The 17290-nt window shown below is 64.0% G+C and carries 6 protein-coding genes; 5 read left to right on the plus strand and 1 reads right to left on the minus strand.

Going from position 1 to position 17290, the window contains the following annotated elements; all coding sequences use genetic code 11:
• Positions 1-25 precede the first annotated feature (25 nt).
• Entirely contained in the window at positions 26-1261 is a 1236-nt protein-coding gene (locus EP7_RS15390; protein ID WP_463522216.1) for an ISAzo13 family transposase, read from the minus strand.
• 269 nt (positions 1262-1530) lie between these two features.
• Here EP7_RS15390 and EP7_RS15395 point away from each other — a divergent pair, with 269 nt between their 5' ends.
• The 5 genes from EP7_RS15395 (at position 1531) to EP7_RS15415 (ending at position 17156) form a co-directional block, all read left to right on the plus strand.
• Positions 1531-2199: an IS3 family transposase gene (locus EP7_RS15395; protein ID WP_463522218.1), complete on the plus strand. Its 669-nt coding sequence runs from the start codon at positions 1531-1533 to the stop codon at positions 2197-2199.
• On the plus strand, positions 2144-2305 hold the full coding sequence (locus tag EP7_RS15400; RefSeq protein ID WP_463528424.1) for a hypothetical protein: 162 nt from the start codon (positions 2144-2146) through the stop codon (positions 2303-2305). Before EP7_RS15395 ends, EP7_RS15400 begins: the two co-directional genes overlap by 56 nt.
• A 195-nt stretch (positions 2306-2500) precedes the next feature.
• Positions 2501-5944, plus strand: a complete 3444-nt coding sequence (locus tag EP7_RS15405; RefSeq protein ID WP_463522220.1) for a caspase family protein — start codon at positions 2501-2503, stop codon at positions 5942-5944.
• A 113-nt stretch (positions 5945-6057) separates the two neighbouring features.
• Positions 6058-8211 (plus strand): CHAT domain-containing protein, encoded by a 2154-nt coding sequence (locus EP7_RS15410; RefSeq protein ID WP_463522222.1) that lies wholly within the window; start codon positions 6058-6060, stop codon positions 8209-8211.
• A complete protein-coding gene (locus tag EP7_RS15415) occupies positions 8208-17156 on the plus strand; it encodes a caspase family protein (protein WP_463522224.1) in 8949 nt (2982 codons plus the stop codon). The genes EP7_RS15410 and EP7_RS15415 overlap by 4 nt, the downstream gene beginning before the upstream one ends.
• The last annotated feature ends 134 nt before the right edge of the window (positions 17157-17290 follow it).

Consider the following 17290-nt stretch of genomic DNA (forward strand, 5'->3'; position numbering starts at 1 on the left):
CTTGCATTGGCCCGCCGTTCCCTTGCTACTTACGACCCTTCTCCGGTGAGATCGTGTAGTTCCACTCCCCGTGGAAGTCGTCCTTCTTGATCCTCACCGCTGCGAGTTGCTCGTCACTCACCTTGATCCCGACCCCGTACGGGCTGTTGTCCAACTCCGCTTGGATCTTCAGCCCTGCCTCGTTCCGGGTGTTGCCGATCAGGTTGACGATCACGCCCAGGCTTCGCAGCGGCCTGCCTCGCCAGTTCTGGGTGATGTGGCAGAACATCCGGTGCTCGATCTTGTTCCACTTGCTCGTCCCCGGCGGGAAGTGGCACACCTTGATCCTCAGGCCGATCGCATCGGCCAACTCCTGGGCGGCGACCTTCCACAGGCGGAGGCGGTTGCCGTTGCTCCCGCCCCCGTCGGCGGTGACCAGCAGTTCCTTGGCTTTCGGGTAGACCTTCGAGCCCATGTTGGCCCACCACCGCCGCAATGACTCGGTGGCGAAGTAGGCGGTGTCGTGGTCGATCCCGACGCTGACCCAGCCCTCGTTGGCCGTCATGTCGTAGACGCCGTAGGGGATCGCCTTGCCCAACTCCTTGTCCATGAAGTCGTGCGTCCCGACCTCTTCGGGGCGGCCCTCGGGCTGATACTCCCTGCCCCCGTTCTTGAAATCCCCGACCAATTCCTTCTTCTTCGTGTCCACCGAGACGACGGGCTGGCCCCGTCTCTGGAACCGGCATACTTGGGCGTTGATGTACTCGAACTGGGCGTTCCGATCGGGGTGCGATGCTCCTTCACGGGTCTTCCGGTTGGACTGCAAGCTGTAGTTGAGTCGCCGTAGCAGAACGGCCACGGTCCGATAGCCGACACTGTGACCTTGCCCTTTCAACTCTTCGGCGAGTCTGCGGGTGCTCTTGCAGGTCCATCGCAACGGGGATTGGGGATCACCCCGGGTGACGGGATCGACAAGGGATTCCAAATCCCCCAAGAGCGAGGCGTCGTGTTGAGTGGCCGTCTTTCGACCTCCACCCCCACGACGGACACGGCCATGTGGGATCTCCAGGGGATCGGGTGAGACGCCCGCTTCGAGTTCACGAATCCCCAGGTCGATCGTGTTGTGCGAGAGTCCGGTAGCCGAGACGACGGCGGATACGCCGCCCCATCCGATCTCGATAGCTTCGGCGGCAGCCCAGTTCCGCCGCATCCTCTCATTCATGAGAGGAAGGAGCAGGTCGAACTTGCGTCGGAGGTGTTCGACTACAATGGGGTCCGGCATACCGTCAGCAAAACGCTCGGGGCCAAATCTGTCAAGTTATTACTGCCCGATTCCTAACGAAGGACGTCGAGCTGCTCGGCACCAAGTGCCGGCACTTGGTGGGCGGCCGCCCTTTTGCGTCGAGGAGGCGGGCCACCTGAACCGCTCCGCCTCCCCCTCGACCGGCAAAGCGATACGGCCTCCAGAAGGTCTGCCGGGTCTTCGGCCTGGCCTGGTCCACCGCCTACTACCTCAAGGCCCGTGAGGCCGTGCCGCCGGAGCAGAGGCCCGTGCCCGGGAAGAGGGGCTCGGCCGGGGCCGCCACCGACGCCGCCATGGTCGTCCACATCCGCAGGGTCCTGGCCGACTCGCCCTTCCTCGGCGAGGGCTACCGCAAGGTCTGGGCTCGCCTCCGCCAGCAGGGCATCCGCACCGCCCCCGAGCGGGTCCGAAGGTTGATGCGGGAGCACCAACCTCCAGGCTCCCCGCCGGGGGGCAACGCCCACGGCCCGAAGGCCCACGACGGCACGATCACCACCGAGACGCCGGATGAGATGTGGGGCACCGTCATGACGACCACCGTCACCACCGGCGAGGGACTGGCCCACGTCTTCGAGGCCGTCGATCACTGCACCTGCGAGTGCGTCGGGCTCCACGCCGCCAAGGGTAGCAATCGCTTCGAGGCCCTGAAGCCGCTGAGGCAGGGGTGCGTGAGCACTTCGGCCACTTCGAGGCGAAGGCCGCCGAGGGGCTGGCCATCCGGCATGACCACGGCAGCAACTACCTCAGCGACGACTTCCAGCGGGAGTTGCGGTCCCGGGCATTACCAGCTCGCCGAGTTTCCTGCGGGAGCCGGAGGGGAACGGCTGTGCCGAGCGGTTCATCCGGACGCTCAAAGAGCAACTGCTCTGGGTGCGGGCCTTCGCCACGGTGTCGGAACTGGTCGAGGCGTTGCGTGAGTTCAAGCGGACCTACAACGACCTATGGCTGATCGGTCGTCACGGTCATCGGACGCCCAGCCAGGTCAGGCGAGACATGGTAAATGGCAAGTCGGCAGCGGCGTGAGTAGCATCAAGTCCCCGTCCAGAGAATCCCAAGGGCGATACATTCCTCCGACCGAAGGACGTGCCAGATTTTGCTTGAACGGCGAGGCTGGGTCAATTCCAATGCGTGTTAATCCGAGCGGGGTAATTCCAGATCGATCTCAATCTCCTACGTCACCTCTCCTTCGCCCGATCGAACTCCTGAGAAAGCAACTCCATGAGTCGGAAAATCTTCGCGCTGCTGGTAGGCATCGATAAATACACGAGTCCGATCCCCAAGCTTGACGGTTGCGTCAACGATATCGAAGCTTTCGGGGCCTACCTCTCGGGGCGGACCGATCAAAATGAGGACGTCTCGTTAGATCTGCGTCAACTTAATAATGATAAGGCCACGCGAGCTGCCGTGATCGACGGATTCCGCGACCACTTGGGAAAGGCAAAGAAAGGCGATATCGCACTCTTCTACTACAGCGGCCACGGCTCGCGCGAGCAGGCTCCCGAAGAGTTCTGGAAGATAGAGCCGGATCACATGGACGAGACCATCGTCCTCTTCGACTCCCGCGATCCCGATAAGTACGACCTAGCCGACAAGGAGCTGGCTCGGTTGATCGAGGAGGTCGCCGATAACGGCCCGCACGTCGCCGTGATCCTCGATTGCTGCCACTCCGGATCGGGCACCCGAGACCTCGGCACGGTCGCCCGCCTCGCCCCGACCGACCGTCGCCCGAGGCCCATCTCGACGTTCCTCGCGGGCGCGGGCGAGTCGAAGACCATCAAAGGGGGCGACTCGGGCTGGGGGGTGTCGGGCGGGCGGCATGTCCTCCTCGCGGCCTGCAGATCCGACGAACTGGCAAAGGAATGTTCCGGCAACGGCAAGCATCGAGGGGCGTTCTCGTTCTCCCTCTGCGAGGCTCTCAAGAGCGCGGCAGGGACACCGACCTATCGCGACCTATTCTCCCGAGCCAAGTCGCTGGTCTCGGGCCAGGTAAAGGACCAGTCGCCCCAGTTGGAAGCCACCCGCGCCGACGACCTCGACGCCGTCTTTCTGGACGGGGCATTTCGGCCCTCGCCGGCTACTTTCACCGCGAAGTTCGCCAAGGGCCGCTGGGTAATCAACGGCGGCGAGGCGAACGGCATCCCGCCTCTCGCCGGGGGTGAGACGACTCAGCTAGCGTTCTTCCACTTCGACGCCCCCGAGGCCGACCTCCTTGCCATGGACAAGGCCGTCGCGACGGCCAGGGTTGACGCCGTCCTCCCGGCTTCCTGTCTGCTCACGATAGAAGACGGGAAAAGCCTCGCCGCCTCGGAGACATTCAAGGCCATTATCATCAGCCTGCCGACGCCCCGGACCGGCGTCGTCCTCATAGGCGACACGGCAGGGGTCACACTCATCCGCGATGCAATCTCCAAATCATCGGTTGCCAAGAAACCCTCCCCGTTCATCCGCGAGGCGTCGGACGGAGAGGCTCCCGAGTTCCGGCTGACGGCCAGCGACGGCCGGTTCGTCATCACGCGGCCGGAGGACGAAAGACCCCTCGTAGCCGAGATCGAGGGGATCGATGAGTCAGGCGTCGAACTCGCGGTCAGACGGCTCGAACACATGGCGAGGTGGACGCAAACCTTGCGGCTTGCCAATTCTGCCAGCTCGATCGGGCCGGATGACGTCAAGCTCAGCTTCATAATTGACGGCGATGAGTGGAAGGGCTCAGACATCCGGATCGAATACCGGCCCGACGCTGGCGGCACGCCGGTCGCGCCAACGTTCCAAGTCAGCATGACCAATCTGACGAAAAAAACCTTGTACTGCGGTCTGCTCGACCTCACCCAACGCTACAGGATCTCGGCCGAGATGCTCCCCGCGGGCTCAGTCAAGCTAGAAGCGGGCCAGACCGTGTGGGCTAATGATGGCCAGCCGATCACCGCCAGCGTCCCCGACGAGGTCTACGAGAACGGGGTCATCGAGTACAAGGATTGGCTCAAACTGATCGTCTGCACCCAGGATTTCGACCCTCGCCTCCTCGAACTCCCGACTCTCGACACGCCCCGGTTCCGAGATGAACAAACCAGAGCCCTGTCCCGCAACGGGAGCTTGAACCAGCTGATGGAGAAGATCGCCACGCGTGAACTGCTCCCCGCCCCCGCTGCGCAGATCGACGACTGGCAGGCGACGAGCGTCGGGTTCACCACCGTCCGCCCCCTGGCGTCCACGCCCTTGCCTGGGACCGGCAAGGCTGCCAGCCTTGCCGGAGGCGTGACCCTCGATGGCCACTCCGGCCTCAAGGCCAACGCGAAGCTGACGACGACGAGCCTGTCGACTCGCGACCTGGGCAGCCTCACTCTGCCCCGGATCCTACTCGACGACCCGGCCGTCGTCCGACCCTGGACCTTCACAGCTAGTCGGGGAACCGACCCTGGCCTAGGCGTCTTGGAACTGACCGAGGTGGAAAACCCCGAGGTCATAACCCCGGAGAACCCACTTCGGGTCAATGTTCCCCTAGCGATCGGGGCGGAAGAGCACGTGCTCCCCATCGCCTTTGACGGCGAATTCTTCCTCCCGCTGGGCGGGGTCGAGCGGCGGGACGCGGGCTCAACAGTGATTTCCATCGATCGCCTGCCACCGCCGCTGGCCGACGGCCGATCGCTCGGCGGCGCGATCAAGATCTTTTTTCAGAAGATCGTGGGCGAGACGGTCGGGATCGAAACCCCGTACCCAGTCTTCGGCGTCGCCAACGTGGACCCCGATGCCGCCGTCGAAGCGATCCGCGATCCCGATGAGGTCCGCGCCCGGGTCCAGAGGGCCAGCCGGATCGTACTCTTCGTCCACGGGATCATCGGCGAGACGTCGACGATGGTCCCCAGCGTTCGACTTGCTAAGCTGCCTGGCCAGACCCCGGTGGCCAGCCTTTACGACGTGGTCCTCACCTACGACTACGAGAACCTCAACACCACCATCGCAGACAACGGCCGCCTGCTCAAGCAGCGGCTGGAGGCGTGCGGTATCACGCCGGGGAACGGCCGGGTGATCGACATCGTGGCTCACTCGATGGGCGGCCTGGTCTCTCGCTGGTTCATAGAGAAGGAAGGGGGCAATCAGGTCGTCCGGAGGCTCATCATGCTGGGCACTCCTAACGACGGCTCCCCCTGGCCGCAGGTGACGAACTGGGCGACCATGGCCATCGCGCTAGGGCTTAACCACCTAACGGTGATCCCGTGGCCGTCCGCAGTGCTAGGCGCCCTACAGAAGTCGGCGGAGAGCCCGACAAATGCCCTGAACGAGATGATTCGCGGATCGAAGGTCCTCGCGGACCTCTCGGCCGCCGACGACCCAGGCATCCCTTACGTGATGCTCGCCGGCAACACGTCGCTGATCCCCGAGGCGACTCAGGAGCCTGCCTCTGGACTGGGGAGTCGGCTGTCTCGCCTCTTCTCGCGGCTCACCTCGCCTGCATTCCTCCACGACGTGGCCAACCCCTTCTTCCTCAACATGGAGAACGACGTCGCGGTGTCGGTCACGAGCATGCGGAACATCTTAAATGCCCGCAAGCCGGTTTACGACGTACGCCCGGTCGCATGCGATCACCTGAGCTACTTCAAAGACCCCGCCGGCCTCAAGGCACTGGCAACCGTCCTGGCCGAGGGCTTCGGGCCCGACGCCCCATAATTTTCCAGTGACGGTCGGACTTCCACGGTCATCAGCCCGATCTTTCCCCGATCGGGCTGATGATCCCTCGCCCCCAACAGGCGGCACACCTCCGAGATCATTCGAACGTATTCATGAAGACAATCACATTCTGGATCGGACCGAAAGCGGGCGATCCCGCGGCCTACCCTCTGGAGATGCGTTATGATAATGGCCTGGTGAAGAAAGCCACCCTCGTTGCCTCCGAAGTCACCAACGAAGGCGTCCTGAAATCCCCCGGATCCTGGAGAGGCCGCGAGCTGGGAGGCGAGGACTCCCCGGACCCGGGTGCAACCCATCAGAATAAAGAATTCGCCCGATGGCTCTACGACCTCATCTTCCGGGGAGATATTGCGGCGGAATGGAACCGGATGTACGGCGATGGGGAGCTCGAGCGGTGCCGGTTCATCCTCGAAATCGAGCCCGATGAATTGCGGGGGCTTCGCCTGGAACAGATGGGACGTACGCCGATCTTCCCGGCCCGCCTCACGAACTGTTCGCTGGTCCGAGGCAAACGCTTTAGTGAGGGAACGACCCCGTTTCGCGACGGAACCATCCGGATCCTCGTGATTGTCGGCTCGAAAGAACGCGATGAGAGCGTGCTCGCCGAGCAGGAACTGGAGGCGCTCCAGAAAGTCATCGCGGAGGCGATCGATGGGCCGGATCTGAGGATCATCCAGCAAGGCAGTCGCGAGGAAATCGCGGCCCAATATCTCCGGTTCAAGCCCCAGATCCTTCATTTCATCGGCCACGGTCAGCTCGACGAGGAGGGGCAACCATACCTGGTCCTCTACGACAAGACATTGAAGATCAATCATCGTTGGTCGCTCGTAGACATCGACGGCGACCTCGGAAAGCATTCCCCCGCCTTCGTCTTCCTCAATGCCTGCCACACGGTCGATGCGGCGGGGAAGGTGCTCGACGCCGCCGGGAAATCGGATAATCGGAGGGCGATTGGGTCGATCTCGGATTGGTTCCTCACCCGGTTTCGCGCCAGGGCTGTCCTCGGGATGCACGCTGCGGTCCGGGGTGATGCGGCCGGCCAGCTTGCCGGTGCCCTGTACCGGGCGATCCTCGATGGCGAACCGATGGACGTCGCCCTGACGACGGCACGCAACAAGATCGACCAGCTCAAGGGGAACGATCCGAATCGGGGCTGGGACTGGGCAATCCCCTATCTACGCGTGGCCGTGCTGCCGGATCAGGTGCTCCGCAATGCCGCTAGCGTCCAGCTCTGCGTGCAACAGGCGGACATGGTCGCTGCCTTCAAGGATAATTTCCTGTCCATCGACCGCGTCGACGAGCGTGGATGGTTCCTGGAAGCGATCCAGTTCGAGCCGAATAGTTCCAAGCTAGTCATGGTCCGGGGAGAGAAGCTAGTCGGCAAGACGGACATGATCCGCTGTTGCCTGATGTCGGCCGCGAGGCGAAGCCGGCTGATCAAGCACGTCGAGCTCGACCCGAAGCGGGGCGAATCTTTCCTCAGTATCCTCAGACTCCTCTGCGAGGGAGAGGATGACACGCTTGTATCAAAGCCGCTCCCGGGGCGTGCGATGGCGAAGTTCTATCAAGTCCTGAACTGCGTTCTCGACGGCAATAATCCGCGAGACGCGCAGCGGCTCGCCGGATATCCCACGACGGCCGAATGGATGCGCGATGGTGTGCTCCGGCAACTCCCGAGGAATGGAGGCGACCAAGAGCAGGTAGAACTCCTCTTCTCGGCATTCCGCGAGTCGCTACTCGAAGTCCCCCACGCCGCCCGGGAGGACCTCGCCGCCAAGCTCCGGGAGCAAGGCGATGAGGAGGCTGCCGGGCGTGTCGACGACGATACTCGCCCTTTCCTCCTCGTCCTCGACCCGGTCTCCCTGTCCGGGATCAACTCCGACACCTACTCGAAGTTCCTGGTCCCCTATCTCTTCAAGCCATTCGCGCTCGGCAAGCTGCCGGGCCTCGTCTTCGCCATGGCTCTCCAGGGGGAAGACTACAAGACCCTGACCGAACGGATGAACTTGAAGCCGAATCCGATCGACGTCCAGCAGATCGAGGCCGAGAAGTTGGTGCCGCTGGCTACGGATTACCTCCGAAGGCTCTGCTCACTTCCTGAAAATCTGGCTAAGGAGGTCGACCACGAGGGCTGGAAGGTGATGACAGAGGGTTTCGCGGCTTCTCTGAAGAAGAAGTCGGCGAGATGGAGCCCTTGGATGCTTAAGTCACTGGCCGGCCCTTATATCGGAGAATCGTTGAAGTGAGCAATCCGAGCAACCCGATTGGGCGTGTCCTGGAGATGCTTCTGAGCGGCGCGACGCCTTCGGAGATCACGGTCAAGTCGACCTCCGAGACGGACCCCGTGTCCGAGCGGAAGCTGCTGCGCCGCTGCGCGGTGGCCCGGCGTTTCGATAAGGAGCTCGCCGGAATCCTGGCCGAGTTGCCGACGCCTCTCCCAGATAACGTCCTTTTCGACCGCCTGACAAGCAACCCCCTGGTGGAGCGAGATCCCAATCGGAAGGATTTCTATCGGATCGATCCGGAAGCCATTGAATTGCTGATCATGGAGTGGGACGAGGGGAGGAACCTCTTGAGTCCGCTGAGGCGGAGGCTGGCGGCATACCACCGCGAGCCGTCGCATCCAGACCCGATCGAGGAGCTCTACCAGCTCGCGCGCTTCGACACCGCCGGGGCCGAGTCACGCTTCGAAGAGCTATTCAGCGAGGCCGAGGAGGGGCCGGACCTCGCCCGTTGCGCCGAGCTCATCGGCATATTCTCCGATCTCTCCCCAATCCCGGAATCGCTCCGGAAGTCGATCGAGGCCCGCCGGGCGAGGCTCAACGCGCGTTCGTTCTGGCAGGACGAGTTCTACCAGACTGGTAGCTACCTGGAACGCGAGAAGCTGAACGCCGACCTGGGACGCCTGATGGCGGGCGACGGCCTCGCGGGCCGGACCTACCAGATCCACGCCCCGGGTGGCACGGGCAAGACCATGTTCGTCCGATGGTCGATCTCGCGATGGTGCGTCGAACGGCGGATTCCATGCGCCCGGATCGACTTCGACTTCGCCAACTCCGGGGAGCTGGCCTCGCGTCCGGAAGCCCTCGCGCTTGCGATCGCGGCACAATGGAATGGGCAGATCCCCGGCGAGCCACTGGTCAATCTGATCGGCCGGTTATCCGGGCCGTCCCAGAGTGGCTCGTCCAGCCCTTTGGCCGAGCTAGCTAATGTGCTGACACTCCCCGACGGGGTCAATGCGTTGGTCGTACTCGACACGCTGGAAGAGGTTCTGATTCCGCACCGGCCGCGACTCCTTGAGATACTCCGACATTTGAAGGTTCTCTGCGAGGAATCGCCGGGGAGACGAGTGCGGGTAATGCTGGCCGGGCGATACGACCTGGCGGAAAAGCTGGAACCGGAAGAGTTCGCGGTACTCGGCACCGAGCCGATCCAAGCGGAGATCTCGCCGTTCGATGAGCGAGAGTCCCGCGTGTATCTTACCGAGATCCGCGGCTTGTCAGGGGCCGACCGTTACCAGGCCGATCGGGTAGCGGCCGCCATCGAGCGTTCGCGAGGCAACCCGCTCAAGCTCCGGCTCTTCTCCGAAATCCTGATCGGCGAGCCCTCGCTCTCCGGCGACGACATCCGCGCGAATCTCTCGGTCGAGGTGGAATATCTAATCCGCCGCGTCGTCCTCCGGATCGGCGAAAACGAGCGAGACCCCGAGACCGGCCAGATCGGCGAGCTTCAAAAACAACTGCGCTGGGTCCTGCGGTACGGAGTCGTCCCCCGGAAACTCACGCTCGAATTCCTTCAGTCAGGCCCGATCCGGGAACGGATCGAGCGTGAGGCGACGGGGGAGAAGTCGGAAGATAGGCCGGAGAAGGGCTTGGAGAATCTCCGGTCCGACGCTCCCGCGTTCCCCCGCGCAGCGACCGTACCCATCTTCCAGGATCTCTGGGAAGAGCTCCGTAAATATGCAGGAGGATCATCCTGGGTGCGGGTGGCCTCGGAGGCCGGCGAGGCCGATGCGTTGGTCTTCACGCCGGATGTGCTCAACCCGATGCGTGCCCTGCTCATGGAGCAGGAGCATAACTTATTCGCAACGCTCCACCTCGAGGCCCTCGAATATTTCCGGGCGGAGGCCGAGGACGCCCGGAAACATGGCCGGGGCGACCGGGTCCGGTGGCTCCGCGAGGTCGTCTATCACGACTTCCAGCGCCGGGGCGAGGCGGCGGGCCCGGCCTGGCGTGACCTGATCTCGTCGGAGGAATTTCGCGACGACCCAGCCGGTCGCGAAATCCTGGCCGACGATGTGACCGGTCGCGCATACGTCATGGATGACGACCCTCCTCGCCCGCATATGCGGAAAGACGGGTCATGGACGATCTCCCCGGAAATCCTCTCTCTTGCCTATTACCACAAGGCCCGGGCCCTCGCCGACCTCGCCCGGTTGGGGCCCGGCAACACCCGCCGCAGGTGGAACGACGCGAGCAACGCCTTCAAACGGCACGAGAAGGCCGCTGACCTCCTGACTGATCCAGTTGCCGAGCCCGATCCCCAGGCCGTCAGCCTGCTCGAGGCTGTGATCCAGGCCAATGCCGACGGAGGGGACGGCGACTTTGCGCTGGCCACGCTCCAATCGCTCCGGTACGCGAAGAATTCCGAAATCACGATCGAGGCGTTGCGAGAGCTGGCCCACCTTCTCGTGTTCCGGAACGACCCCGACGCAGAAGGTGTCCTGCGAGAGCTGATCGACCGGACTCCCGAGGGTGTCGACCGGCCAACCGATCTCCGGAATCGCGAGGCTTTGGCCCGCCGGCAACTCGCCTTCGACCAACTGGCGGACGCTCTGGTGACGTCCGTCGACGCGTACGAGCGGTCCCACCAGCTCGGCCCGGGCTCGGAGGAGTTCGAGGCCAGGTTCGACCTGCTCAGCCGCGAGATCCTGCTCCGATCGGGCCAACCAGAAGAGGTCTTCAGCCCTCGGCAAATCCTCGTCGGCGGACTTACGACGCCTCGAGTTGTCCCCCTGGCCTGGGAACCCGCCACAGGCTTCTTGAAGGCCGAGGCGAGGCTGAGTCAGCTCGACCCGAAGCGGGCCCTGGACGCCCACCGCGAAGCTCGAAAGTCTGGACGGAACGATCTCCGGAAGAAATCCGGGTATCTAGACCTCCTCCCCCGAAAGCCCGAGGAGCGGGAACAGAGGGCCCGGATCTCGCTGGCCTTGATGGACCTCGACCGATCGCTACAGGAACTCTCCACCTCCGGCGTGGAGTGGCTGCGTCTCGCCAAGCCCGCGAACCGCGAGGGTGCAAGGCGGGTTCTCGCCGCGCAAGCCTCGATAACGCTCCATCAGATCGGCGATCTCAACGGGGCCGGCTCGCTGCTCGCCCTGTCCCTGCCGGCCGACGAGGAGGACCCTGGCAAGTCCGAGTCCTCACTCCGGATCGCCCTCCTCCGAGCCGGGCTTGCGGCGCGGCTCGGCGATTTGGAGAAAGCCCGCGCCCTCTTCGACGAGATGGTCACGAGGACGCAATTGTCGCCGCCCCGGTTTCGCGTCCTCGCCGCCCTCTCCGCGCTGGAGTTCGCCGAGTCCCTCGCTCCTCGGCCCTACTTCGAAGTCCTGATCGGCTCGCTCGCCGAGGTGAATCCGCACCACGCCCGCCTCGCCATGCTCGGTGGTCTCGATCGTTGCCCGCCCTTCGTCGACCTCCCCCCTCATCTCGTGTCGAGATTCCTGGGCACGCTACCGGATCTCGACGATGTCATCCTGGCGCCGCGCGATCGCGCGATCCTGGGCCTGCTCGGCGTCGAGGCGCTGCGGGTAGTCGGGGGCGTGGACCAAGCGGTGGCAGTGCTCGATCGGGCTCGCGAGGGGCTCCTCGGCGGAGAGGTTGCGAAGTCCCGCGAGGAACGGAACATCTACCCGCTCCTCGCCCTGCTGCGGGCCGAGGACCGCCTCGGCCGACCGATCGACGCTTGCCGACGCGGCTCGGAATTGCTGCCTTCCTTCTCGGCCTCGTTCTACGGTCCCTCAGAGCTGCTCCTCGTCGCGATGGTCTGGGTCGAGCAGGCGGAGCGAGCCTTGCTCGCATCGCACGAGGAGGCGGACAAGGCGGCGGACGAGGCCATCGCCGAGTCGAGGCGACGCCTCGAAAACTCGCAATTTCCGGGGGCGAGGTCGCTTATGGCACGCCTCCTCCACGTACGCGCCAAGGTCGCCTTGCGGCGAGGGTTCGCCGATGATGCGGCCCGCTCTCGCGAGAATGCCCGGGACCTGGAGAGGTCGCTCGGCATACCGACCGCCTCGTCATCGGTCAGCTCCGATAAGTTTTCCCTCAAAGAGACGGATGAGGCCGTCTTGGTGCCTCCACCTCCACTATTGCCGACACACCCGGCCCTCGCGATCGACGTGGGATGGAAGGTAGGAGATGGTCTCTCGGTCGCGACGCGACCGCCGTCGGCACCCGGCCGCAACGTCGTTCACGGTTTCCGATTCCTGGAAGAGCGGGGGCTCGGGAGGGACCCGACGCCCGTCGACGCCGTTGCGTCCGTCCCAATGTGGCCACTGACGGCATTCGTCAGGGAGTGGCAACAGCTCGCCGTCGAGATGACCTCGCTGCTGATGCCGCCGAACACGCTCGCGGAGCTCGATACGTTCGCGAGTCGCGGCGACAATCCCGTCGACCTCCGGATCTCTATCGACGACCCGAACCTGTGCCAGTTCCCCTGGGAATTCCTCCGCAGACCGGACGGCGACCGCGCATTCCTCTCCCAGACTTCCGGAATCCGCCATCTCCATCGATCGACCGGGCCAGGCGAGACCGATCGGACGACGATCCGATGGCTCCAAGCCGTGCTCGGACAGATGTTCGACCGCGGCCTTCTGGTCGACGGGCAGGATGGCGCGAGGCTCCGCAACGCTCTCCGATCGTTCCAATCGCAGCAAGGGCTGGAAACCACCGGCACGGCCGATGCGACGACTAGGTGGGCGCTCGACCGCGCCTGGCGACTGAGCCGCAATCAGCCGCCCCGCTCCGTGCTCCTTATCGCCGCCGACTCGCAGGATTCTTATTCGACCCTGGTGCCCTTCAAAGAGGCGATCCGGAGGATCTACCGGTTGGCCGGCTACGAGGTCACAGTTGTTTCGAGCCGGGGTCCCGACCTCTCGGAGGTTCGGGAACTCCTCCGGGACAAGCCGCTCAGCTATATCCAGATCAGAGCCCCGCTCGCCGCGGTCTCATCGATCGGCATCTGCTTCTCTCTCTCCCTGCCGGACCAGCCATCCACGAAATTGAACACGCTGACGTCACGCGACATCGACGAATTCCTGAAAGGGCTCCCCGAGTCCGACCTGAAACCGGTCGTAATCCTCAACCCGCCGCTGCCGTCCTCCCCGTTCGAGGCGGCCCTTCAGCTCTTCCTTAAGAACGCTTTCGCCTCGGAACTGTTCTGTTTGGGCAACGCGCCGGTCATCCTCGCGACGGGGTTAGAAGGCCTGGACTTGCCCAGTGACTTCCTCGAAGACCTGATCCGGAACGCGGCTCAAGGGATGTCGGTGGGTGACATCCTGGGGATGATCCGCCGGAGTTCCAGCACCGGCGAGAATCGTCCGCGCGATATTGGGGCGCCGCTGTTTTCCATCGGGACCGCGCTCTTCACCCGCGATCCCGACTCACGCGTCCCGGGGGCCGAGTCCGGCGTGTCGAATGTCTCGGGAGTGAACCTCGAAGTCGCGTGGGAGGTCAAGGCGGCGGCCCGGCCTGAGTTCGTCTCACGGACCGTTTATGCCTTGCTGGTCGGGATCGACGAGTATCCCCATCCGAACCCCAAGCTTCGGGGATGCGTCAACGACATCGATGTCTTCGCGGATTATCTGGGCGAGCGCGGTGGCGAATCGCAGGGCGTCGCGATAGAGATCAGGAAGCTGACGAACGCAGAAGCGACCCGCGACGCGGTCATCCGAGGCTTCCGCGAGCATCTGGCCCGGGCCGGGTCGGGCGACGTCGCCCTATTCTATTTCAGCGGGCAGGGCTCCCAGGAGCAGTCCCCCGAGGAGTTCTGGAAGATCGAGCCGGATCACCTCGACGAGACCCTCGTCTGCGTCGACAGCCGGACCCCGGGAAGCTGGGACCTCGCCGACAAGGAGATCGCCAAGCTGATCGGCGAGCTGGCCGCGAAGGGGCCGCATGTTGCCGTGATCCTCGACTGTTGCCATTCGGGCTCGGGGACTCGCGCGATCGAGTCGGTCGTCCGACGTGCGCCGACCGACCTCCGGCGTCGGCCGATCGAGTCTTTCCTTGTCTCTCTCCAGGAAGTCGAGGTGGCGAGCCGCGACGTGGGCGCGGGACGGTACGCCTCACCCGAGGGGCGGCACGTCCTGTTCGCGGCCTGCCGCCCCGACGAGGAAGCGAAGGAATTCTTCGGCGACGGCAAGTATCGCGGTGCTTTCTCCTACTTCCTCGTCGAGGCGTTGAAGGCCGCTGGTGGGGTTCCCACCTACCGCAACCTGTTGGACCGCGTCAGGTCACTGGTCTCCAGCCAAGTGACGAACCAGTCGCCCCAATTGGAAGCCACCCGCCCCGATGACCTCGACGCCATCTTCCTCGACGGCACGATCCTTCCCTCGTCGGCCCAGTTTGTCGCCTCGTGGAAGGCTGGCCGATGGACGCTCAACGGCGGCTCGGCTCACGGGCTTCCCTCGCCGCACGGCAGCGACGCCGCGCGGTTCGCCCTGTTCCAATTCGACGCCGGCCCCGAAGAGCTTCGCGACCCGTCACGGGCATTGGCCACAGCCGCCGTTGTTGAGGTCTCTCTCGCCTTTAGCCGGATCGAGGTCGAGGGCGGGGTTACGCTCGACCGATCCAGAGTCTTCAAAGCCTCGATCATCAGCCTCCCGATGCCCCAAATCGCGGTCTCCCTGCAAGGGGACGACGAAGCCCTCGGCCTCATCCGCAAGGCCTTGGCGACGTCCTCGCCCGAAGGGATGGCGTCCCCCTTCATCCGCGAGGCCGGCCCGGGCGAGCCGGCCGAGTTCTGCCTCGTTGCTCAAGCGGGAAGCTTCGAGATCACCCGCCCCGATAATACTCGGCCGATCGTCGCGCCGATCGACGACAAGGATCCGGCGAGTGCCCAACTCACCGTGGCCAGGCTGGAGCACATCGCTCGATGGACCCTGACCGCGAGGCTGAGCAACCCCGCCAGTTCAATCCAGCCGAGCGATGTCAAAATCACGGTCCTTTTCGATAGCAAGGAAGTCGCCGGGCGTGAGATCCGGCTCGAATACAGGGACCTGAATGGTCGGCTTGTTGGTCCCCAGTTCCAGATCTCCATCACGAATAATTCCCATCGCCGGCTCTACTGCTGCCTGCTCGATCTGACTCAGGGATACAAGGTCTTCGCCGGCCTCTTCCGCGCCGGCTGCATCCAGCTCGACCCCGGGCAAACTGTCTGGGCGAGCGACGGTAAACCGATCTCGGCCAACATCCCCGATGCGGATTGGTCTCAGGGGATTATCGAGTACAAGGACTTGCTCAAGCTGATCGTCTGCACCCAGGAATTCGACGCGAGCCTCCTGGAGCAGCCCTCGCTCCTCGATTTGGCAACTCGAAGTATGAGGCCATCGAATCGAAGCATGAGGCAATCGATCGGCCTCCTCGGATCTCTGAATGGCATCCTCAAAAAAGTCCAGACGCGGGAGCTGAATGCCTCACCCACCGTATCTACCCTCGACGACTGGCAGACGTCCGAGCTCACATTCACGACCGTCCGACCGTTGGACAAGGCCAGCGTCCCGGGCCCCGGCCAATCCGAGGCCTTGACCAATGGCGTCCTTCTCAATGGGCATCCCAAGCTTCGGGCCGATGCACGACTCTCCACCGAAGCTCTCGCCTCTCGCGACCTGGGCAGCGTCAATCTGCCCCGCCTCCTCGTCGAGGACCCCGCTGTCTGCGTGCCGTTTTCTGCCCCCGGGACGTTTGGCGGCCCGGGGCTCAGCGTCCTGGAACTGACCGGCGTGGAAGACTCGCGACATGTCACCCACGAGTCGCCACTCCGGCTGACTTTCCCCCTGGCCCTAAAGCGGAATGAGCATGTGATCGCCGTTGCCTTCGACGGCGAATTCTTCCTCCCGATCGGCCGCGACGAGGTCCGCTCCCAGACCTCCACGACAGTAGCAATCGATCGGCTCCCTCCGACGCTGGCCGACGGGCGATCGCTCGGTGGCGCCATCAAGATCTTCTTGGAAAAGGTGGTCGATCGCGCGGAGCTCCCCGCTCCGACGCGATCGATTTTCTCCGTCGCCGTAGCGTCCAACGGGGTCGTCACCACGATCGGCAATCATGCGGAAGTCAGCGACCGAGTCGCGAAGTCCGCCCGCGTCCTGCTGCTCATCCCCGGCTTCATCGGCGACGTTCGGGATATGGCATCGGCCGTCCAATTCGCCAGGCTCGCTGATGGAACAACTCTAGCGTCCCGATACGACGCGGTGCTGACCTTCGACGTCGAAGGTGGAGACGCGGGCATCGAGCAGAATGCCAAGAACCTCCGGGAATGCCTGGAGTTGGTCGGGTTGGGAGTTGGGCACGGGAAGCAACTTGACATCGTGGCCCATTCCACCGGCGGCCTGATCGCCCGGTGGTTCATCGAACGCGAGGGTGGCCCCGCTGTGGCCAGCCGGCTCGTTATGCTGGGCACACCCAACGCCGGCCTAACCTGGCCAGGCCCGCGAGACTGGTCGACCCTCGCCCTCGCGTTTGGGTTCAATCAGTTCACCAAGATTGCCTGGCCCGCCCCGGTCATCGCGCAATTGGCGGCGCTCGGCCCGAATTCCTCCGCAGTCCTTAGGGATAGCCTTGCCGGTTCTCCCATCCTCGCCGAACTGGCGAAGGGGGGCGAGCCCGACATCCCCTACGCCGTGCTCGCCGGTCAGTCATCGATCCTCCCGATGGCATTCAATTCGAGTGGTCCGTTCAACGTGAGCCTGCTCGACCGATTGATCAATTCGTTGATTTCGCCCGGTCAGGCTCGCGAATCCGCCCGTTCGTTCTTCTCCGCCGGAGACAACGATCTCGTCGTGGCGATCTCGAGCGTACGCCCCGCAGGACCTCTGTACGAGGTTTACCCCGTGGCTTGTGACCACATGAGCTACCTCCGCGACCCGGCGGTCCTGGAGTCACTCGCCGACGCCCTCGTGGCGAGACCTTGATGGCACGCCCTGCCGGGTGCGGTAGTTGGCCTTTTAGGCTGGCTGAGCGGGCATAGAGGTGCGGGTAGGGGCCATTCGGGAAGTGGAAATGATCGCGTAAAAGGAGCCCACCCTGATCGTCTAAAAGGAGCCCA

The sequence above is a fragment of the Isosphaeraceae bacterium EP7 genome (assembly GCA_038400315.1).
Lineage (GTDB): Bacteria > Planctomycetota > Planctomycetia > Isosphaerales > Isosphaeraceae > EP7.

What these genes read in the sequence shown, in the direction of transcription:
- EP7_RS15390 (WP_463522216.1), bottom strand. Translation starts at nt 1,261, where the DNA reads ATGCCGGACCCCATTGTAGTCGAACACCTCCGACGCAAGTTCGACCTG.
- EP7_RS15405 (WP_463522220.1), top strand. Translation starts at nt 2,501, where the DNA reads ATGAGTCGGAAAATCTTCGCGCTGCTGGTAGGCATCGATAAATACACG.
- EP7_RS15410 (WP_463522222.1), top strand. Translation starts at nt 6,058, where the DNA reads ATGAAGACAATCACATTCTGGATCGGACCGAAAGCGGGCGATCCCGCG.